This is a genomic window from Allobosea sp. (genome assembly GCF_030694325.1).
Lineage (GTDB): Bacteria > Pseudomonadota > Alphaproteobacteria > Rhizobiales > Beijerinckiaceae > Allobosea.
Map to the genome: position 1 here is coordinate 15,329 of NZ_JAUXYO010000207.1, position 19,249 is coordinate 34,577.

The following is a 19,249-nucleotide window of genomic DNA, read 5'->3' on the forward strand; positions in this document are numbered from 1 at the left end:
AGCGGGATCTCCGATAGAGATTGACCCTCCGCCAGGGCTCCGATAGCGACATCCCATGTCGCAGAACCCCATCGAAAGCCGATACGACGTCATCGTCGTGGGCGGTGGCCATGCCGGCGTCGAGGCAGCCGCGGCGGCCGCCCGCTATGGCGCGCGCACGGCCTTGATCACGCATCACCTCGACACGATCGGGGTCATGTCCTGCAACCCCGCGATCGGCGGCTTGGGCAAGGGGCATCTCGTACGCGAGATCGATGCGCTGGATGGCCTCATGGCCAAGGCAGCGGACCGCGGCGGCATCCAGTTCCGCATGCTCAACCGCCGCAAGGGTCCCGCCGTCCGTGGCCCGCGCGCCCAGGCCGATCGCAAGCTCTATCGCGCGGCGGTGCAGGGCCTCCTGACCACGCAGGCCAACCTCTCGGTCGTCGCCGGTGACGTCTTCGACCTCGAGGTCGAGCACAGCCGGGCCGTCGGCGTCATCCTCGCGGATGGTCGTCGATTCGGCTGCGGAACGGTCGTGCTGACCACCGGCACCTTCCTCCGGGGCCTGATCCATATCGGCGAGACGCGAATTCCGGCCGGTCGGGTCGACGAGGCAGCATCCGTCGGGCTGTCAGCCACTCTCGCCCGCCATGACTTTCCACTGGGGCGGCTGAAGACCGGCACGCCCCCTCGCCTCGATGGCCGGACCATCAACTGGGCGGCGCTTGAGATGCAGGCCGGGGACGACCCGCCCGAGCCGTTCTCGGCGCTGACGAAGGCGATCACGAATCCCCAGATCGCTTGCGGCATCACGCGCACGACGCTCGCGACGCATGAGCTAATCCGCGCCAACCTGCACCGGGCGCCGATGTTCTCCGGACAGATCGAGGGGCGCGGACCACGCTATTGCCCGTCGATCGAAGACAAGGTCGGCCGCTTCGGCGACCGGGACGGACACCAGATCTTCCTCGAGCCGGAGGGGCTGGACGACGATACGGTCTATCCGAACGGGATTTCGACTTCGCTGCCCGAAGACGTCCAGCGTGGCTTGCTGGCGACGATCCCAGGCCTCGAGCGAACCACGATGCTGCGCCCAGGTTACGCGATCGAGTATGATTTCGTCGATCCGCGCGCGTTGCGCAACACGTTGGAGACGCGCGCGCTCGGCGGGCTGTTCCTGGCCGGCCAGATCAACGGGACTACCGGCTATGAAGAAGCGGCAGCGCAGGGTCTGCTGGCCGGCCTGAACGCGGCGCGGATGGCGGGTGGTGCCGAGCCTGTCGTGCTGCCCCGCACCAGTTCCTATCTCGGCGTCATGGTCGACGACCTCGTCTCGCGTGGCGTTACGGAGCCGTATCGAATGTTCACCTCGCGGGCGGAGTTTCGGCTTTCGCTGCGCGTGGACAATGCCGATGAGCGGCTGACGGCGCTGGGCCAGGACCTGGGCGTGGTCGGTTCGGAGCGGTTTGGCGCCTTCACCAAACAGAGCCAGGCAATCGAGGCGTTGAGATCGCGGCTGCAGGCGCTGACGCTCACGCCGGGACAGGCCGAGGCTGTGGGGCTCGCCGTCAATCGTGACGGCATCCGCCGCAGCGCCTACCAGATCCTCTCCTATCCCGACATCGACTTCGAGCGCCTTGCTGCCGTCTGGCCGGAGCTGGGGCAATTCGCGCCCGGCGTGGTGGCGCGCGTTACGGCCGATGCGGTCTATTCGGTCTATCTCGACCGCCAGGCCGGGGAGATTGCTGCCTATCAGCGGGACCAGTCGCTGAAGGTGCCCGATGATCTCGATCTCGATGGAATTTCCGGGCTTTCGAACGAACTGAAGGCCAAGCTGACCGCCGAACGGCCGGCGGACATCGCGCAAGCCGGCCGGATCGAGGGTATGACTCCGGCTGCGTTGACGCTTTTGGCAGCGCATGCCCGCCGGAAGCGGGCCGCTCCCGTCACGGTCTCTTGACGGAACTGTTGATAACCAGGCCATGGCTGTTGATAATTCGGACCGCGCCCGCGCTTTGCGCTTGACGCCTGTTTCACGTGAAACAGAGGAGCGCCTGACATTGCTGGTGGCGGAGCTCGGCCGCTGGCAGGCTGCCAAGAATCTCGTGTCGAGCACGACGCTCGCCGATGTCTGGATGCGGCATATCGCCGATTCACTCCAGCTGTTCCGGCTCGCGCCCGACGCCCGGTCCTGGCTCGACCTCGGCTCCGGTGGCGGCTTCCCGGGACTGGTGATCGGCATCTGCCTCGCCGAGGTCGAGGGTGGGCGTATTCATCTGGTCGAAAGCAACAGCCGCAAATGCGCCTTTCTGCGCCACGCCGCGCGCCTGACCGGTGCCCCGGTGACCGTGCATCCGGACCGGATCGAGGACGTCATCGGCGACTTCACCGGGCGTGTCGACGTGGTGACGGCGCGGGCGCTGGCGCCGCTGCCGCAGCTGCTCGACTGGTGCAAAGACCTGTTGAGAACAGGCGCCCTCGGTCTCTTTCCGAAGGGACAACATCTAGATGCGGAATTGACGGAGTCGTCCAGATATTGGAAGATTCAGGCCACAACGGTTTCCTCCGTGACGGATGGGGCCGCCCGGATCCTGATGGTCCGCGCAGCCGAGAAACGGGCCGATCCATGACCGATCTGACGCCAATCCCGATGCCGCGCCGGCCGCGCGTGCTGGCGCTCGCGAATCAGAAGGGCGGCGTCGGCAAGACCACGACGGCCATCAATCTGGGCACGGCGCTGGCCGCAATCGGCGAAAAGGTCCTGATCGTCGATCTCGATCCGCAGGGCAACGCCTCGACCGGGCTGGGGGTGGACCGGCGCAGCCGCAAATCCTCGACCTATGACGTGCTCTGCGGCGATGTTGGGCTCGGCCAGGCTATGCAGGAAACCGCCGTTCCCGGACTGTTCCTGGCGCCGTCGACGCTGGATCTGCTCGGGGTGGAGCTGGAGATCGCCTCATCCAAGGATCGGGCGCACCGGCTGAAGAACGCGATCGACGAGCTCGTCTACGATCAGCGCTGTTCGGACCTGACCTATGTGCTAATCGACTGCCCGCCCTCGCTGAGCCTGATCACGATCAATGCGATGACGGCGTCGGATGCCGTCCTGGTGCCTCTGCAATGCGAGTTCTTCGCACTCGAAGGCCTGAGCCAGCTCCTGAAGACGGTCGAGCAGGTTCGGGCGGGGCTCAATCCACGCCTGATCATCCAAGGCGTCGTGCTGACGATGTATGACCCGCGCAACAACCTTTCCGGCCAGGTCATGGCCGATGTGCGCGAATTCCTCGGCGACAAGGTCTACGAGACGGTGATCCCGCGCAATGTGCGGGTCTCGGAGGCGCCATCCTATGGGAAACCGGCGTTGCTCTATGATCTGCGCTGCTCAGGCTCGCAGGCCTATCTGAAGCTGGCATCCGAAGTCATCCGCCGCGAGCGCGCGCTGCGCGCGGCGGCCTGAAGCATTGACCAGAGGTTGAATGATGGCGATGGCCGAAGAACAGGGGCGCTCGCGCCTGGGCCGGGGTCTGGCAGCGCTGATCGGCGATGTCGGCGAGGAGATCGGCGCGCTGGAGCGGGCTCGCGGCCAGCGTCGCGTTCCGGTCGAGTTTCTGCGGCCGAGCGCGCGCAATCCGCGTCGGAGTTTCGCGGAGGAGGATCTCGAGGAGCTGACGGCGTCCGTGCGTGAGCGCGGCATCCTGCAACCGATCATCGTGCGGGCCATCGTCGGTATGCTCGATGCCTATGAGATCATTGCCGGCGAGCGCCGCTGGCGGGCGGCGCAGCGGGCCGGCCTGCACGACGTGCCGGTCATTCTCGTCGAGGCCGATGATCGCGAGGCGCTCGAAATCGCCATCGTCGAGAACGTGCAGCGCACCGACCTCAACGCGATCGAGGAAGCGGCCGGCTATGAGCAGCTGATCGCCGAATTCAACTACACCCAGAACGATCTGGCGCGGGTGATCGGCAAGAGCCGCAGCCATGTCGCCAACACGTTGCGTCTGTCGAAGCTGCCGCCCTCCGTCCGGCAGATGGTCAGCGACGGCGCGGTCTCGGCAGGCCACGCCCGTGCGCTGCTGTCTGTTTCGGACCCGGAACTGATGGCGCGCAAGATCGTCGACGAGGGTCTGAGCGTGCGCGACATCGAGCGCATCGTTCAGGAGGAATCGCGCGGCGAAACCAAGAGTATCGCGACCAAGCCCAGGGTCGAGAAGGACCCGGACACACGCGCGGTCGAAAAGGCGCTGGAGGAGGCGCTCGGCCTCTCCATCTCGATCAGCCACCGTGCCAATGGCAGCGGCGAGGTCAGGATCAGCTACAAGACGCTCGAGCAGCTCGACGCGCTCTGCCGCCGCCTGAAGGACTGAGCGGCTACTCCCCGCGGCCGGCCACCCGGCCAAGGCGCGCCAGTGCCCACAGCGCCCGCGTCGCGCCGGCCCGGCCGAGATCGCCGTCGCGGCGGGCGGCGAGCGTGGCATTGCCGAGCAGGGTCACCGCCTCCATCAGCTTCGCCGTGCTCCAGGCCGACAGCGCCGCCTCCGTAGTGGCAATGCGCGGATAGGGCAGGCGCATCGCCGCGACCATGTCGCGGGCGCTGCGGCCGGCATCGACCCCCTGGCGGGCCTTCAGCAGAGCGAGGGCGTGCCGCAGCACGGCGCCGAGCATGACGCCGGCGTCCAGCCCCTCGCTGGCGAGCTTGGCCTGGGCTAGGTCGATCACCGGCAGTTTCCCGGCGAAGACGGCATCGACCAGCATCGCCTGCTCGCGCTGGGCCGTGTCGCCGACGACGGCCTCGATATGGGCCGGGGTGATCGCGGGATCGTCGCCGACATAGAGCAACAGCTTCTCGATTTCCCGGCGCGAGGTCTGGCGGTCGCCGCCTAGCAGGCCGGCAAGCAGGTCGCGGCTGGTGCGGTCGATCGTCTTTCCGGCGGTGCGCACCATCTCGTCGATGATCGTGCCGAGATCGCGGGCGGCATCGCCATAGCAGGGCACGGCAAGTGCTGTCCGTGCGCGTTCGCAGGCGGTCCGCAGAGGATTGCTGCGCTGGAGATCGCCGGCCTCGATGATGACGATGGCGTCCTGCGAGGGGGTTGCCAGCAGCGGCTCGACGGCGGCGAGCAGCATCTTGGCGGTGGGCGAGACGCGGATCGCCCGCCGGCCGCCGAACATCCCGATGGTGTTGGCTTCATCGACGAGCTTGAGCGGGTCGCCGGCAATCTCGTCGCCGCTCATCCGGATGAGCTGGAAGGCGTCGTCGGGATCATCGACATGGGCCCGGGCGAGGGCCTTCGCGCGCTCCGAGACGAGGCCTGCGTCAGGGCCGTAGATCAGCACCAGGCGATAGGCCGGGTCCAGCCGGGTGAGCGCGCGGTCCGCCTCATGCGCCTTGATCGAGGCCATCAGGCGTCCTGATCCGTTCAGCCGGCGACGAGGTCGGCGGCGATCTGCCCGCGAATCAGCGTGGCGAGGTTCTTCGCCGCCCGGATCTGGGCGTCGCGCGCGGCCCGGACCGTGGCGAAACGCTGCGAGGAGCGTTCATAGGGAGCCCGGACAACGTTGCTGCCCTTGGAGACGACCTTCCCGGAGACGGTGTCGGTCAGCGTCCAGTTCGCTGTCGCAACGAGGATGGCCGAATCGGCCCGGCCATTGGCGTAGTCCACGGTCACGACCTCGATCGCCTCGGAAATCTGGCTCTGGAAGGTCAGTCGCTTGGCGCGGTCGGGCTCGTTGCCGCCGTCGAGTTCGAAGACGAGTTCGTTGCGGAGGTAATGGCCGATCAATCCCTTGATCTCGGGGACCTCGATCTCCTTGAAGGTCCCCTTGACGCTGCCGCCGGTGATGGAGCGCGTGTTCTCGGCGTAGAGCGGCTGGAAGCAGCCCCCGGCGGCGGCGGCGGCCGAGAGGGCCATCGCGAGCATGAGCCGGCGTCCGAGCAAGGCGTGGCGCTGGCCGGTTTCAGAGGACGACATTCACGATTCTCCCGGGCACCACGATGATCTTGCGGATCGCACGGCCGTCAAGCGCCTTCGTCACGACATCGGATGCGCGCACCAGCGCCTCAACGGCGATGATATCCGCATCGGCCGGCACGGTCACCTCGGCGCGCTTCTTGCCGTTGACCTGCACGGGCAGGACGATGCTGTCGTCCTTGAGCAGGGAGGCATTCGCGGCCGGCCAGGCCGCCTCGCCAACGAGCCCGGGCTGGCCCAGCACCCGCCAGCATTCCTCCGCCAGATGCGGCATCATCGGCGCGACGAGCTGCGTTACCACGACGCCGGCCTCGTGCAGCGCGAACGCCATGTCGGCCGGCAGGGCCGCGGCCTCGGCGGCCGCGTCCAGCGCCTTCCCGATCGCGTTGGTCAGCGTGTAGACATGGGCGATGCAGCGGTTGAAGGCGAGCCGCTCGATATCGTTGCCGACGGCGTCCAGCGCCCTGTGGGTGGCCTTCCGCAGCGTCTGGGCCGCTTCCCCGACCGCGGCCGGGGTCGTTGCGGCGTTTCCGGTCCGCTCGCCAATTTCGTTCAGGAGCCGCCACAGGCGCTGCACGAAGCGCGCAGCGCCCTGCACGCCCTCGTCGGTCCAGATCACGTCGCGATCGGGGGGCGAATCCGACAGCATGAACCAGCGCGCTGTGTCGGCTCCGTAGGAGGCGATGATGTCGTCGGGATCGACGACATTCTTCTTGGACTTCGACATCTTCTCGATGGCACCGATTTCAATCGGCGCGCCGGTGTCGACATGGAAGCCGCGGCGCTCGCTGCCCTCGGTCTCGATGCGCACATCGCCCGGCTCGACCCAGTTGCCGTCCGCGTCGCGATAGGTCTCGTGGACCACCATGCCCTGCGTGAACATGCCGTCGAAGGGCTCGTCGAGCCCGGCATGGCCGGTGGCCTTCATCGCGCGGGTGAAGAAGCGCGAATAGAGCAGGTGCAGGATCGCGTGCTCGACGCCGCCGATATACTGGTCGACCGGCAGGAAGCGGTCGACGACGGCGCGGTCGGTCGGACTCTCCGTCCGCCACGGGTCCGTGAAGCGGGCGAAGTACCAGGACGAATCGACGAAGGTGTCCATCGTGTCGGTTTCGCGCCGGGCGGCCGCGCCGCATTGCGGGCAGGCGACGTGTTTCCAGCTCGGGTGATGGTCGAGCGGGTTGCCCGGCCGGTCGAAGGAGACGTCGTCGGGCAGCTGCACCGGCAGGTCGGCATCGGGAACCGGCACCGTTCCGCAAGCGGAACAATGAATGACAGGGATCGGGCAGCCCCAGTAGCGCTGGCGCGAGATGCCCCAGTCACGCAGGCGGAAATTGACCTTTCGGGCGGCCACGGGACGGTTGCCGCGGGTCTCGCTCTCCAGACGCCTGGCGACCTCCTCCTTCGCCTGCGCGATCGTCAGGCCATCGAGGAAGCGCGAATTGATCATCCGGCCGTCGTCGACATAGGCCGTGTCGGTGATGATGAAGTTAGCCGGATCGACGCCTTCCGGCGCGACCACCGGGGTGTTGCCGAGGCCGTACTTGTTGACGAAGTCGAGGTCGCGCTGGTCATGCGCCGGGCAGCCGAAGATGGCGCCCGTGCCGTACTCCATCAGGATGAAGTTCGCGACATAGACCGGCAGCGTCCAGGACGGATCGAAGGGGTGCGCGACCCGCAGGCCGGTATCGAAGCCGAGCTTCTCGGCCTTGTCGATGTTCTCCTGGGCCGTGCCGGTGCGCTTGCACTCCTCGATGAAGGCCTGCAGGGCAGGGCTCTTGGCGGCGACCATCCTGGCGATGGGATGGTCCGGGGCGATGCCGAGAAATTTCGCGCCGAAGAGCGTGTCGGGCCGGGTCGTGTAGACCTCGATTTCGTCGGCCTCGACGGCTTTCGATTCGAGCGCGAAACGAACCAGCAGCCCTTCCGACCGGCCGATCCAGTTCTTCTGCATCAGCCGTACCTTGTCGGGCCAGCGGGTCAGACCCTCCAGCGCGTCATGCAGCTCCTGGCCGAAGGCGGTGATCCTGAAGAACCACTGCGTCAGCTCGCGGATCTCGACCGGCGCGCCCGAGCGCCAGCCCTTGCCGTCGATGACCTGCTCATTGGCGAGCACGGTCTCGTCGACCGGGTCCCAATTGACCTTGGCGGTCTTGCGGTCGACGAGCCCGGCTTTCAGGAAGTCCAGGAACATCTTCTGCTGGTGGCGATAATAGGACGGGTCGCAGGTCGCGAGCTCGCGGCTCCAGTCGAGCGAGAGGCCCATGGACTGAAGCTGCGTGCGCATCGCCGCGATGTTGGCATAGGTCCATTCGCGCGGATGCACCTTCTTCTGCTTGGCGGCGTTCTCCGCCGGCAGGCCGAAGGCGTCCCACCCCATCGGGTGCAGCACGGCGAAGCCCTTGGCGCGCTTGTAGCGCGCCACCACGTCGCCCATCGCATAGTTGCGGACATGGCCCATATGGATTCGGCCCGACGGGTAGGGGAACATCTCGAGCACGTAGTAGCCCGGCCGCGGGTCGTCGTTGCGCGTCTCGAAGAGCCTGCGCTCCTGCCAGACGGCGCGCCATTTCGGCTCGGATTCCTTGGGATTGTAGCGTTCGACGGCCATGGCAGCGGGCTATTCTTGCATCATCGGAGGTGCCGGGACTAGGACACCATTGAGGCGGCGCGGTCAACGCCGCGCCGGGCATACGAGGGCACGCGATGAGCGATACGGTGAAGCGATGGAGGGAAACCCGGGCGGCGATCGCGCGGGCGGCGCGCGATGTCGAGCGCGATCCCGATTCGGTTGAACTGATCGCGGTGTCCAAGACGATGCCGGCCGAGGCGATTCTCCCGGTGCTCGAGGCCGGCCAGCGCGTCTTCGGCGAGAACTATGTCCAGGAGGCGAAGGCGAAGTGGCCGGCGCTGAAGGAGCGCTTCCCCGATGCGCAGGTCCATATGATCGGGCCGCTGCAGTCGAACAAGGCGCGGGAGGCGGTCGAGCTCTTCGACGCGATCCACTCGCTCGATCGCGAAAGCCTGGCCAAGGAGTTGTCCCGCGAGATCGCGCGCAGCGGCCGGGCGCCGACGCTCTATGTGCAGGTCAACACCGGCGACGAGCCGCAGAAGGGCGGCGTCAGCCCGGCTGAGATCGATGCGTTCCTCGAGAGCTGCCGTGTCCATCACGGTCTGGTGATCGAGGGGCTGATGTGCATCCCGCCCGCGGAGGATCCGCCCTCGCCGCATTTCGCGCTGCTGGCGAAGATCGCGGCGCGCCACGGCCTGCGCGGCCTGTCGATGGGCATGAGCGCCGATTACGAGGCGGCGATTCAGCTCGGCGCGACGCATGTCCGCGTCGGCAGCGCGATCTTCGGCGCGCGGGGCTAGCGCTTCAGCGGTTCCCCGACATCGATGCGGTTGCCGTCTGGATCCTCGAAGACGAAGGCGCGAAGGCCGTAATCCTTGGCGCGAAGGCCTTTGACGATCCGCAGACCGCGCTCCCGGATGATCGCATGCAGGGCGTCGATGTCCTCGACCAGCATGTGGGCCACGGCAAAGGGCGCCGGCCTGTGGTCGCGCTGCAGCGTCAGATGCAATTCAGCGGCATCGCGCTTCAGGATGACGAAACCGACCGGTTGGCCATTCTCAAAGGCTTTGCTGAAGCCCATCGCGCCGACATAGAAATCACAGGCACGCGCCATGTCGGCAACGGCGATGGTGGGGGCGATTCGGCCGAAACGGAGGGTGTCAGGGGCGAAATTGGTCATGATAGTCTCGAGCTTGGAAACCGTAGCGGGTGCGGGACGGTGCCCGCGTGGCCGCCGGAGGGTTCCCGGAGAGGGTCGAGACGGTGCTCGCAGCCTCCATAATTCGGCTTGATCTATCTGACCAGCATTATGCAGCGCTGCGCCAGCCTTGGCAGCACCTTCGCGAAGACATGACGCTCGACCGCGACGCAGCCCGCCGTCGGGGTGAAGCCGGGGCGGGCGAGGTGCCAGAAGATCGCGCTGCCGCGCCCCCGCACGACCGGGGCGTCGTTCCAGCCGAGTTCGACGATGACGTCGTAGAGATGGTCCTCGCGGGTCAGCCGCTCCTCGGCCTCGCCCGGCGGGCGGTCGATCAGGCGGTTGTAGCGGCGATCCGCCATGTCGTCGCACCAGGCGTCGCGCGGGGCGATGATGCGCAGCGGCAGCAGGCTGTGGGGCCTGATAATGCGGTCGGCGCGGTAGAGCACGCGGCGCAGCGGTAGATTCGCGCGGGGCGTCCGGCCGTCGCCCTCGCGCTTCAGCGTGCCGATCCCGGAGCGGCCGAGCGCGCAGGGAAAGACCGCGCCACCGGCGACTAGAAACCCCTTCCTGCGGTCGCGGACCGAGGCGAAGACGCGCAGGGCGGTGAGCAGACGGGGGCGCTGAGGGAGGGGGCGAAAGCCGGCCCGATCACGGTTTCTCACGGGAATTCCATAGCGCGTGACTTGCGGTCGCGATTCCGCGGGCTCATGGTGACGGCTCATTTCTCGTGCGAACGATCCCCATGCCCGCCGTGCATCATATCCTGCTGGTCGACGACGACCAGACCCTCCGAGACGCGCTCGCCGAGCAGCTCGCCCTCTATGACGAGTTCAAGCTCTCGACCGCCGGGACGGCCACGGGCGCCGTCAAGGCGGTGCAGGCGGAGCGCATCGACCTCGCCATCATGGATGTCGGCCTGCCCGACATGGATGGGCGCGAGGCCGTGAAGCTGATGCGCAAGAACGGCTTCAAGAGCCCGGTGATCATGCTGACAGGCCAAGGCTCGGATGCCGACACGGTGCTCGGGCTGGAAGCGGGTGCCAACGACTATGTCGTCAAGCCGTTCAAGTTCGCCGTGCTTCTGGCGCGCATCCGCGCCCATCTGCGCCAATACGAGGCGAGCGAGGACGCGGTTTTCCAGGTCGGCCCCTACACCTTCCACCCGGGCTCCAAGCTGCTGGTCAGCGAGAAGGGCTCGAAGACCAAGCTGACCGAGAAGGAAACCGCGATCCTGCGCTTCCTCTACCGGGCCGGGCGCAAGCCGATCGCGCGCGAGGTGCTGCTGCAGGAGGTCTGGGGCTACAACAGCCAGGTCACCACCCACACGCTCGAGACGCATATCTACCGGCTGCGCCAGAAGATCGAGCCCGATCCGGGCAATGCCCGCCTGCTGGTGACGGATGCCGGCGGCTACCGGCTCAACCCCTAGGACATGGCCCTCGACGACGACATTGCCCTGCTGGCCCGGCAGCCGCTGCTGGGCCTGATGGAACGCGATGCACTGAGGCTGGTCGCTTTCGCGGCGGAGAGCCGCATCCTGAGGGCGGGTGACGTGCTGTTTCGCGTCGGCGAGCCGTCGGACGGCGCCGTGCTGGTCATTTCGGGGGCGGTCGCGCTCGACAGCCGCGAGGACGGGCAGCCGGCGCAGGAGATCGTCGGTCCCGGCGCCCTGATCGGCGAGATGGCCCTGTTCACGGCGGTCGCGCGTCCGGTCACGGCGATCGCGCGCGAGCCGACGCAGGTGATGCGCCTGTCGCGCAGCGTGATGCGCCGCGTCCTGGCCGAATCGCCTGCCTCGGCGGAGGCCGTCGCGGCGGCGATCAGCGACAGGCTGCGTGGCTTCGTCGAGCAGCTCTCGGCCGTGCAGGAGGCCCTGATCGCGATCGACCGGCGCTGAGCTTTCCTCAGAGCTGCAGCGTCGCCGTCACCGGGACATGGTCGGAGGGCCGTTCCCAGCCCCTCGCCTCGCGCAGGAAGGTCACGTCGCGCAGCGTCGGCTGCAGCGCGTCCGACAGCCAGATATGGTCGAGCCGGCGGCCGCGATTCGACGCTTCCCAGTCGGCGGCGCGGTAGCTCCACCAGCTGTAGAGCTTCTCGGGTTCCGGGCGCAGCAGGCGCGCCGCATCGGTCCAGCCGCCTTCGGAGCGCAGCCTCTCCAGCGTCGTGGTCTCGATCGGCGTGTGGCTGACCACGTCGAGGAGCTGCTTGTGGCTCCAGACATCGTGCTCATAGGGCGCGATGTTGAGGTCACCGACGAGGATCGCCGGACGGTCGGTGGGGCGCTTCGTCACGTTCCAAGCTCCGATCTCGTCGAGGAAGGCGAGCTTGTGGGCGAATTTCTCGTTCTTCGCGGGGTCGGGGATGTCGCCGCCGGCGGGGATGTAGAAATTGTGGATGGCGATGCCTGCGGCGGCACCGGCGGCGGCATCGAGCACGACGGTCATGTGCCTGGCGTCGTTGCGACCGCACATCGCCATCGCGTCGCGTTCGCTGAAGGGCAGCTTCGAGACGATGGCAACGCCGTTATAGCCCTTCTGCCCGATGAAGGCCTGGTGGACATAGCCCGCTTTCTCGAAGGCCTTGGCCGGAAACTGCTCGTCCGGCGTCTTGGTCTCCTGCAGGCAGAGGATATCAGGCGCATGGCGGCCGAGAAAATCGGTGACCATGCCGATGCGCAGCCTGACCGAGTTGATGTTCCAGCTTGTGACGGTGAGTTGCACTGAGGTCGTCCGGCGAGAAGGGTGCCGGAAACTCATCCGCTGGCACGCAAAAGGCAAGATGCCTGATTAGGCGCCGGCCAACCCTCAGAGCTTGCGCTGGTAGTCGATCACGAAATTCTTGGCGTCGGGCCGCCGCTGCGTGTCGAGATTGTAGAGCGACACGGTGGTCTCGTAGCCCTGCGGATCGACGACGACCCATTGCCGCAGCACATTCGCCGCGAGGTCGAACTTCAGTGCGATCTTGGAGGTTCCGCCAAGCGTCGAGCGATCCTCCAGCCGCAGCGTCAGGACGTCGCCATCGACGGCGGCACCCGTGATCGTGCCCTCGCGGGCCAGATCCATGCGCTCGCGCACCAGGAACTTCAGCGGAGTCTGGCCGAGGGAATAGATATCCTGCGTCGCGAGGCGCTTGTCACGCACGGCCACGGACGTCCCATCCGCGATCACCTCGATCGTGGCGGGCGGCTCGTACTCGAAGCGCATCTTGCCGGGCCGCTGGATGTAGATGCGGCCCTCGAGACGGCGGCCGTCGGCGGCATGCTGGATGAAGTTGCCCTGCAGGGTGGTGAAACTGTTGAGATAGGCGTTCAGCCGCTCGATCGCCTCCTCGCGGGTGGCGGGGGCGGCTGTGCGAGCGCGCGTCACGGGCGCAGTCGGGGCCGTGCGTGTGGCCTCCATGACGGTGGGGGCCGCGGCCCCGACGGAGGCCGCCTGCACCGTTGCCGCCTCCGCGACGCGCGGCAGGCCGAGTCCCGGCGGCCGCATCGGCGGTAGCGGGAGGGCACGGGGAGCGGCAGGCTTTGCAGCAGCGGGCTTGGGCGGCAGGATCTGGAGCGGCTGGGCGGCGAGCGGGCTGGACAGGGCCAGGCCGGCGAGGCATGCCAGCACCGTGACGCGGCTGTTGAGCGCAGCCCTGGTCCGTCGCGTCGATGTCGGTGCCATGGGCCGGCCTTTCTCCTTGGTCGTGTGCCGTTCCCGGTCGGGTCGGCGGATCCGTGCATTCCGAAGGGGCGCACGGCTTCGTGACCTGAACGCGTCGGCTGCCGTGCAGGTTGCAGCGCGCTGATGGCAATTTGAGGACCGCAGGCGCTCCGGACAAGGCCTGCGCCGCTTGGCCTCAGTCCTCGTCTTCCCTCGCCCTGCCGGTTTCGACGAGGATTTCGCGTTTGCCGGCGTGGTTGGCGGGGCCGACGATGCCTTCGTTCTCCATCCGCTCCATGATCGAGGCGGCGCGGTTGTAGCCGATCTGGAGACGGCGCTGGATGTAGGAGGTCGAGGCCTTCTTGTCGCGCAGCACCACCGCCACCGCTTGCTCGTAAGGATCCTCGCTCTCGGACTGGCCCATGCCGGTCTTGTCGAAGACCGCGCCGTCCTCGGCTTCGGGGCCGGGCTCGTCCTCTTCCGAGGTGACGGCGTCGAGATATTGCGGCCGGCCTTGCGTCTTGAGATGGGCGACGACCTTCTCGACCTCGGCATCCGAGACGAAGGGGCCGTGCACGCGGGTGATCCGGCCGCCGCCAGCCATGTAGAGCATGTCGCCCTGGCCCAGCAGCTGCTCGGCGCCCATCTCGCCCAGGATGGTGCGTGAGTCGATCTTGCTGGTGACCTGGAAGGAGATCCGCGTCGGGAAATTCGCCTTGATCGTGCCGGTGATGACGTCGACGGACGGACGCTGCGTCGCCAGCACCACATGGATGCCGGCCGCGCGCGCCATCTGGGCCAGACGCTGGATCGTGCCCTCGATCTCCTTGCCGGCGACCATCATCAGATCGGCCATCTCGTCGACGATCACGACGATATAGGGCAAGGGCTCGAGGTCCATGACCTCGTCCTCGTAGATCGCCTCGCCGGAATGGCGGTCGAAGCCGGTCTGGACCGTGCGGGTGATGACCTCGCCGGCCGCGGCCGCCTCCTGCACCCGGGCATTGAACCCGTCGATGTTGCGCACCGAGAGCTTCGACATCTTCTTGTAGCGCTCCTCCATCTCGCGCACCGCCCATTTCAGGGCGACGACCGCCTTCTTGGGGTCGGTGACGACAGGGGTGAGCAGATGCGGGATGCCGTCATAGACCGACAGTTCCAGCATCTTGGGATCGACCATGATCAGCCGGCACTGCTCGGGCTTGAGCCGGTAGAGCAGCGACAGGATCATCGTGTTGATCGCCACCGACTTGCCCGAGCCGGTGGTGCCGGCCACCAGGAGATGCGGCATCTTGGCGAGATCGACGATCACCGGCTCGCCGCCGATGGTCTTGCCGAGCCCCAGCGCCAGCTTGTGCTTGGAGCTCTCGAAATCCTGGCTCGCCAGCAATTCGCGCAGATAGACCGTCTCGCGCTTGGCGTTGGGCAGTTCGATGCCGATCGCGTTCTTGCCGGGAATCACCGCCACGCGCGCCGAGATCGCGCTCATCGAACGCGCGATGTCGTCGGCCAGCGAAATCACACGCGAGGATTTGGTGCCCGGAGCGGGTTCGAGTTCGTAGAGCGTGACCACCGGGCCGGGGCGCACCTGCGTGATCTCGCCGCGCACGCCGAAATCCTCGAGGACGCCTTCGAGCAGCGTGGCATTCTGTTCGAGCGCATCCGTCGAGACAGCGCTGGCCGGCAGCTTCTTGGGCTCGCCGAGATAAGTCAGCGGCGGCAGTTCGAATTCGTCGCGGTCGAGCAGCGAGGGCTGGGCCTCGCGCTGGATGCGCTTGCCGGGCTTGGGTCCGGGGGCCGGCGCGCTGACGCGCGGCGCATTGAGGTCGCGCAGGTCGAGCGGCTCGTCGTCGTCGAGGTCGAAGGGAGCGTCGTCGGCCGGCGCGGCGCGCGGTCCGCGCAATGGCGGCAGGGGAGCCGGGTCGAAGGGGGTCTCGGGACGCGGGCCGGCCTTCCGCCCCGTGCCGTCGTCGAACTGCGGCTCGCGGCGCACGCGGCCTGCGGCGGCCACGGGCTCCAGTCCGCTGCGGCCGGTGCCGGATGAGCCGGCGCCCTGCGTCGCGACGCGTGGCGCTTGCGGCAGGCGGCGCAGGATCATGCCGCGCAGGGCCATGGCGCCATGGGCGAGCCAGCCGACGAGGATCACGGCGATGCCGGGCTCGTCGTCGCGGCGGTCCTCGCTTTCCGACCAGGATTCGTCGGCCTCGTCCTCGTCGAGGGCCGGGTCCTCGTCGCCGACGAAGCCGAAGCCGGCGGCCGCGGTGACGGCGAGAATCGCGATGCCGGCATAGAGGAAGCCGACCAGTCCGCCGACCGCATTGCCGGCGATGCCGGCGAGGTTGCGCGTGCCGAAGAGGAGGCCGTCGCCGATGACGCCGCCCATGCCGGTCGGCAGGGGCCAGCGCGGCGTGGCGGGAAGGGCGCTGCCGACGGCCGCCGTGGCGGCGACGGCGACGATCCAGAGGCCGAGCTTGAGGGCGCCACGGTCGAAGATGTGGAAGCGGACGAGCCTGAGCGACCAGACGAGCGGCGGAAACAGCAGGGCGATGACGCCGAGCCCGATGAGCTGCATCAGCAGGTCGGCGACCATCGCGCCCGGCCGGCCGAGCCAGTTGGCGACGGCGCCGCTGGTGGCGTTGTTGAGGCTGGGGTCGTCGACCGACCAGGTCGCCAGCGACAGGGCGACGGCCGCCATCAGCGCGAGCAGCGCGAGGCCGACCATCTCGCTGGCGCGGCGCGACAGGAAGTCCCGCACCGGATCGGGCAGGCGGTCCATCAGCGAGGAGGAGCGTCGGATCGTGCGCATGCGGGGTTGGGCCGTCATCCAGGACTGCGGGCCGCGTCGCATCGGCCGGTCCGATCACGTTAGGAAGCCGAGGTTAAGACACGCTTAACCTTGGCGGCATCCCCCGCCTGCGACCCACTCCGCATGAAAAATCCCCGGCGGTCGCCCGCCGGGGATGAGGTCGTGGCGGCCGGTCAGCCCCGGCCGGGCGCCTGTCCTCAGGCGTGGTAGGCGCGCTCGCCGTGCTCGGCGATGTCGAGGCCCTCGCGCTCCGCATCGGGAGCGACGCGCAGGCCGACGACCACGTCGACGATCTTGAACAGGATCAGCGAGCCGACGCCGCACCAGACGATGGCGATGACGACCGCGACGAACTGCTTCCAGACCTGCGCGCCCATGGCGTAGTCGGCGACGCCGACGCCACCGAGCGCCGGAGCGACGAAGATGCCGGTGCCGATCGAGCCGATGATGCCGCCGACGCCATGGATGCCGAAGACGTCGAGCGAGTCGTCATAGCCCAGGGCGTTCTTGATCGAGGTGCAGAAGAAGAAGCAGACCACGCCGGAGATGGCGCCCAGCACGATCGCACCCATCGGACCGATCAGTCCGGCGGCCGGCGTCACGGCAACGAGGCCGGCGATGATGCCCGACAGCATGCCCAGCAGCGAAGGCTTGCCCTTGACCATCCATTCGATGAAGAGCCAGCCGAGCGCGGCACCTGCGGTCGCGGTGAAGGTGTTGATCATGGCCAGAGCGGCCGTTCCGGTCGCTTCCAGGTTGGAGCCGGCGTTGAAGCCGAACCAGCCGACCCAGAGCAGGGCGGTGCCGATATAGGTCATGGTCAGCGAATGCGGCGACATCAGTTCCTTGCCATAGCCGATGCGCTTGCCGATCAGCAGGCAGCCGACCAGCGCCGCGATACCGGCATTGATGTGAACGACCGTGCCGCCGGCGAAGTCGAGCGCGCCGAGGGTGAAGAGATAGCCCTCGCTGTGCCAGACCATGTGCGCGATCGGGAAATAGACGAACGTGCTCCAGAGGAGGACGAACAGCAGCATCGCGGAGAACTTCATGCGCTCGACGAAGCCGCCGATGATCAGCGCCGGAGTGATCATCGCGAAGGTCATCTGGAAGCAGATGAAGACGTATTCGGGAATGACGACGCCCTTGGTGAAGGTGTCAGAGGTCGATTCGGGGCCGACACCTGCCAGGAAGCTCTTCGAGAAGCCGCCGATGAAGCTCGTCATCGAACCACCGCTCGTGAAGGCGAGGCTGTAGCCGTAGACGACCCAGACGATGCACATCAGGGCCACAGTGGCCGTGACCTGGCTCAGCACGGAGAGCATGTTCTTGCTGCGCGTCAGGCCGCCATAGAACAGCGCCAGGCCGGGCATGACCATGAGCAGGACCAGGATCGTCGACAGCAGCATCCAGGTCGTGTCGCCCTTGTTGGGCACGGCCGCTGCGGGCGCCTCGGCCGTCGCCTGCGCGAAGGCGAGCCCGGCGCTGGTCGCGGCCAATGCCACGCCAGCCAGCCCGGATCGGAAAGAGGTCTTCAACGTCATCGGGAAACTCCTTGAAGGATCGCGTGTGATCAGAGGGCGTCGCCGTCGGTCTCGCCGGTGCGGATGCGCACGGCCTTCTCGATCGACGAAACGAAAATCTTGCCGTCGCCGATCTGGCCGGTGCGGGCGGCTGCCGTGATCGCCTCGATCACCTTGCCGACGAGTTCGTCGGACACGGCCACCTCGATCTTGATCTTGGGCAGGAAGCTCACGGCGTATTCGGCGCCACGGTAGATTTCGGTATGGCCCTTCTGGCGGCCATAGCCTTTCACCTCGGTCACGGTCAGGCCGTGCACGCCGATGGCGGTGAGCCCGTCGCGCACCTCCTCCAGCTTGAACGGCTTGATGATAGCCATCACGATCTTCATTGCTGGGTTTCCCCGTTTCGCCGCCCGGAAGTCAGCCCCGGCGATCCTGTTGCGCCTCGCGCGCCTGTCATCGCGGCGCGTCGATGGTCGCAATTCAAGCCGCGTGCCAACTGGCGACCGGGGGTTGGAAACTTGGCATGCACCGGGAATCGCCGCGTCGGACTGATTCCGGCGCGGGCAGCCTGCTCAGAAATCGAGCGATTGAGTAATTGGCAGGCGATTGACTATAAAATAGTCAGGCGCGGTCGGGCCGTGGCCGGACGAGCCCCTCCTGCGCCACAGAGGCGACGAGCCGGCCTGCCCGGTCGAAGACCAGACCGCGCGAGAAACCGCGCGCACCCGACGCCGAGGGGCTGTCCTGCGCATAGAGCAGCCAGTCGTCGGCCCGGAAGGGACGGTGGAACCAGAGCGCGTGGTCGAGGCTGGCAGCCTGAATCTGCGGGTCGAAGACGGAGGTGCCGTGGGCGATCAGGCTCGAATCGAGGAGCATCAGGTCGGAGGCATAGGCGAGGACGGCCTGGTGGATCGCGGGATCGTCGGGAAGCGGCTGCATCGCCCGGATCCAGACATGGAAGCGCGGTTCCATCGCCTCGCCCGTGCCGGCATAGCGGCGCAACTCGACCGGGCGGATCTCGATCGGTCGCTCGCGCTGGTAATAGGCGCGCACCGCCTTGGGCATGTTGGGCAGAATGTCGCGGCTCATCGCGTCGCGATCGGGGAGGTCCTCGGGCGGCGGCACGTCTGGCATCGGCATCTGGTGCTCGTAGCCGGGCTCCTCGACCTGGAAGGAGGCGGACATGGCGAAGATCGCCTCGCCCTTCTGGATCGCGAGCACGCGCCGCGTGGTGAAGGAGCGGCCGTCGCGCAGCCGGTCGACCTCGTAGAGGATCGGGATTTCGGGATCGCCGCCGAGCAGGAAATAGGCGTGCAGGGAATGGGGCTGGCGGCCCTCCACCGTCTTGCAGGCGGCGTAGAGCGACTGCGCGATGACCTGCCCGCCGAAGACGCGCGGCCAGCCGACGCGGGGGCTGCGACCCCGGAACAGATTGCGCTCGAGCGGCTCGAGGTCGAGGATCGACATCAGGGAGTCGCTGATCTGGGACATGGTCGAACAGGCTCTGGCGGCAGGCGGGTTGACGGTGCGGCCGGCTTGCGCGCACAGCAGC

The 19,249-nt window shown here is 67.5% G+C and carries 18 protein-coding genes; 7 read left to right on the forward strand and 11 right to left on the reverse strand.

From position 1 onward, the window contains the following. Positions 1-55: 55 nt before the first annotated feature. From mnmG to Q8M82_RS13725, 4 genes are read left to right on the forward strand one after another with little or no spacing between them, the layout of a single operon-like run. Positions 56-1,942, forward strand: coding sequence for a tRNA uridine-5-carboxymethylaminomethyl(34) synthesis enzyme MnmG (mnmG, locus tag Q8M82_RS13710; protein WP_305691898.1), 1,887 nt, complete (start codon positions 56-58; stop codon positions 1,940-1,942). Positions 1,943-1,964: 22 nt separating this feature from the next. Further along, the gene (gene rsmG, locus Q8M82_RS13715; protein ID WP_305691899.1) at positions 1,965-2,612 is read left to right on the forward strand and encodes a 16S rRNA (guanine(527)-N(7))-methyltransferase RsmG; all 648 of its coding nucleotides are present in this window, start codon (positions 1,965-1,967) and stop codon (positions 2,610-2,612) included. Beyond that, positions 2,609-3,439 (forward strand): ParA family protein, encoded by an 831-nt coding sequence (locus tag Q8M82_RS13720; RefSeq protein WP_069053182.1) that lies wholly within the window; start codon positions 2,609-2,611, stop codon positions 3,437-3,439. Before rsmG ends, Q8M82_RS13720 begins: the two co-directional genes overlap by 4 nt. A gap of 28 nt (positions 3,440-3,467) precedes the next feature. Beyond that, positions 3,468-4,346, forward strand: a complete 879-nt coding sequence (locus tag Q8M82_RS13725; RefSeq protein WP_305691900.1) for a ParB/RepB/Spo0J family partition protein — start codon at positions 3,468-3,470, stop codon at positions 4,344-4,346. 4 nt (positions 4,347-4,350) lie between these two features. Here Q8M82_RS13725 and holA read toward each other — a convergent pair whose 3' ends face one another. From holA to leuS, 3 genes are read right to left on the reverse strand one after another with little or no spacing between them, the layout of a single operon-like run. Continuing rightward, positions 4,351-5,382, reverse strand: a complete 1,032-nt coding sequence (gene holA, locus Q8M82_RS13730; RefSeq protein ID WP_305691901.1) for a DNA polymerase III subunit delta — start codon at positions 5,380-5,382, stop codon at positions 4,351-4,353. 17 nt (positions 5,383-5,399) lie between these two features. Further along, the gene (locus tag Q8M82_RS13735) at positions 5,400-5,951 is read right to left on the reverse strand and encodes an LPS assembly lipoprotein LptE (protein ID WP_305691902.1); all 552 of its coding nucleotides are present in this window, start codon (positions 5,949-5,951) and stop codon (positions 5,400-5,402) included. Continuing rightward, positions 5,938-8,562, reverse strand: coding sequence for a leucine--tRNA ligase (gene leuS, locus Q8M82_RS13740; RefSeq protein WP_305691903.1), 2,625 nt, complete (start codon positions 8,560-8,562; stop codon positions 5,938-5,940). The genes Q8M82_RS13735 and leuS overlap by 14 nt, the downstream gene beginning before the upstream one ends. Before the next feature lie 95 nt (positions 8,563-8,657). Here leuS and Q8M82_RS13745 point away from each other — a divergent pair, with 95 nt between their 5' ends. Next, positions 8,658-9,323 (forward strand): YggS family pyridoxal phosphate-dependent enzyme, encoded by a 666-nt coding sequence (locus tag Q8M82_RS13745; protein WP_305691904.1) that lies wholly within the window; start codon positions 8,658-8,660, stop codon positions 9,321-9,323. On the opposite strand, the gene Q8M82_RS13750 is transcribed toward Q8M82_RS13745, so the two are convergent. Both Q8M82_RS13750 and Q8M82_RS13755 read right to left on the reverse strand, forming a co-directional pair. Continuing rightward, the gene (locus Q8M82_RS13750; protein WP_305691905.1) at positions 9,320-9,703 is read right to left on the reverse strand and encodes a glyoxalase superfamily protein; all 384 of its coding nucleotides are present in this window, start codon (positions 9,701-9,703) and stop codon (positions 9,320-9,322) included. The genes Q8M82_RS13745 and Q8M82_RS13750 overlap by 4 nt on opposite strands. Positions 9,704-9,816: 113 nt before the next feature. Continuing rightward, positions 9,817-10,386 carry a L,D-transpeptidase family protein gene (locus Q8M82_RS13755; RefSeq protein WP_305691906.1) on the reverse strand — a complete coding sequence of 190 codons (570 nt, stop codon included), beginning with the start codon at positions 10,384-10,386 and terminating at the stop codon, positions 9,817-9,819. Between the two features lie 80 nt (positions 10,387-10,466). Here Q8M82_RS13755 and Q8M82_RS13760 point away from each other — a divergent pair, with 80 nt between their 5' ends. Beyond that, entirely contained in the window at positions 10,467-11,153 is a 687-nt protein-coding gene (locus Q8M82_RS13760) for a response regulator transcription factor (protein WP_066733763.1), read from the forward strand. A gap of 3 nt (positions 11,154-11,156) precedes the next feature. Next, a complete protein-coding gene (locus tag Q8M82_RS13765; RefSeq protein ID WP_305691907.1) occupies positions 11,157-11,621 on the forward strand; it encodes a cyclic nucleotide-binding domain-containing protein in 465 nt (154 codons plus the stop codon). Between the two features lie 7 nt (positions 11,622-11,628). Here the strand turns inward: Q8M82_RS13765 and xth are convergent, their stop codons facing one another. The 6 genes from xth to tesB form a co-directional block, all read right to left on the reverse strand. Further along, complete coding sequence (xth, locus tag Q8M82_RS13770) at positions 11,629-12,444, reverse strand: exodeoxyribonuclease III (protein WP_305691908.1); 816 nt, start codon at positions 12,442-12,444, stop codon at positions 11,629-11,631. A gap of 84 nt (positions 12,445-12,528) precedes the next feature. Further along, on the reverse strand, positions 12,529-13,386 hold the full coding sequence (locus Q8M82_RS13775; RefSeq protein ID WP_305691909.1) for a LolA family protein: 858 nt from the start codon (positions 13,384-13,386) through the stop codon (positions 12,529-12,531). Positions 13,387-13,561: 175 nt separating this feature from the next. Continuing rightward, the gene (locus Q8M82_RS13780; RefSeq protein WP_305691922.1) at positions 13,562-16,171 is read right to left on the reverse strand and encodes an FtsK/SpoIIIE family DNA translocase; all 2,610 of its coding nucleotides are present in this window, start codon (positions 16,169-16,171) and stop codon (positions 13,562-13,564) included. A gap of 197 nt (positions 16,172-16,368) precedes the next feature. Beyond that, the gene (locus tag Q8M82_RS13785; RefSeq protein WP_305691910.1) at positions 16,369-17,715 is read right to left on the reverse strand and encodes an ammonium transporter; all 1,347 of its coding nucleotides are present in this window, start codon (positions 17,713-17,715) and stop codon (positions 16,369-16,371) included. Positions 17,716-17,744: 29 nt separating this feature from the next. Beyond that, on the reverse strand, positions 17,745-18,083 hold the full coding sequence (locus tag Q8M82_RS13790) for a P-II family nitrogen regulator (protein ID WP_054141588.1): 339 nt from the start codon (positions 18,081-18,083) through the stop codon (positions 17,745-17,747). Positions 18,084-18,318: 235 nt separating this feature from the next. Continuing rightward, complete coding sequence (tesB, locus tag Q8M82_RS13795) at positions 18,319-19,188, reverse strand: acyl-CoA thioesterase II (RefSeq protein ID WP_305691911.1); 870 nt, start codon at positions 19,186-19,188, stop codon at positions 18,319-18,321. Positions 19,189-19,249: the final 61 nt, after the last annotated feature.

What these genes read in the sequence shown, in the direction of transcription:
- Q8M82_RS13750 (WP_305691905.1), bottom strand. Translation starts at nt 9,703, where the DNA reads ATGACCAATTTCGCCCCTGACACCCTCCGTTTCGGCCGAATCGCCCCC.
- Q8M82_RS13720 (WP_069053182.1), top strand. Translation starts at nt 2,609, where the DNA reads ATGACCGATCTGACGCCAATCCCGATGCCGCGCCGGCCGCGCGTGCTG.
- mnmG (WP_305691898.1), top strand. Translation starts at nt 56, where the DNA reads ATGTCGCAGAACCCCATCGAAAGCCGATACGACGTCATCGTCGTGGGC.
- leuS (WP_305691903.1), bottom strand. Translation starts at nt 8,562, where the DNA reads ATGGCCGTCGAACGCTACAATCCCAAGGAATCCGAGCCGAAATGGCGC.
- Q8M82_RS13760 (WP_066733763.1), top strand. Translation starts at nt 10,467, where the DNA reads ATGCCCGCCGTGCATCATATCCTGCTGGTCGACGACGACCAGACCCTC.
- Q8M82_RS13735 (WP_305691902.1), bottom strand. Translation starts at nt 5,951, where the DNA reads ATGTCGTCCTCTGAAACCGGCCAGCGCCACGCCTTGCTCGGACGCCGG.
- tesB (WP_305691911.1), bottom strand. Translation starts at nt 19,188, where the DNA reads ATGTCCCAGATCAGCGACTCCCTGATGTCGATCCTCGACCTCGAGCCG.
- Q8M82_RS13725 (WP_305691900.1), top strand. Translation starts at nt 3,468, where the DNA reads ATGGCCGAAGAACAGGGGCGCTCGCGCCTGGGCCGGGGTCTGGCAGCG.
- holA (WP_305691901.1), bottom strand. Translation starts at nt 5,382, where the DNA reads ATGGCCTCGATCAAGGCGCATGAGGCGGACCGCGCGCTCACCCGGCTG.
- Q8M82_RS13765 (WP_305691907.1), top strand. Translation starts at nt 11,157, where the DNA reads ATGGCCCTCGACGACGACATTGCCCTGCTGGCCCGGCAGCCGCTGCTG.
- Q8M82_RS13780 (WP_305691922.1), bottom strand. Translation starts at nt 16,171, where the DNA reads ATGCGCACGATCCGACGCTCCTCCTCGCTGATGGACCGCCTGCCCGAT.
- rsmG (WP_305691899.1), top strand. Translation starts at nt 1,965, where the DNA reads ATGGCTGTTGATAATTCGGACCGCGCCCGCGCTTTGCGCTTGACGCCT.
- Q8M82_RS13790 (WP_054141588.1), bottom strand. Translation starts at nt 18,083, where the DNA reads ATGAAGATCGTGATGGCTATCATCAAGCCGTTCAAGCTGGAGGAGGTG.
- Q8M82_RS13745 (WP_305691904.1), top strand. Translation starts at nt 8,658, where the DNA reads ATGAGCGATACGGTGAAGCGATGGAGGGAAACCCGGGCGGCGATCGCG.
- Q8M82_RS13775 (WP_305691909.1), bottom strand. Translation starts at nt 13,386, where the DNA reads ATGGCACCGACATCGACGCGACGGACCAGGGCTGCGCTCAACAGCCGC.
- Q8M82_RS13785 (WP_305691910.1), bottom strand. Translation starts at nt 17,715, where the DNA reads ATGACGTTGAAGACCTCTTTCCGATCCGGGCTGGCTGGCGTGGCATTG.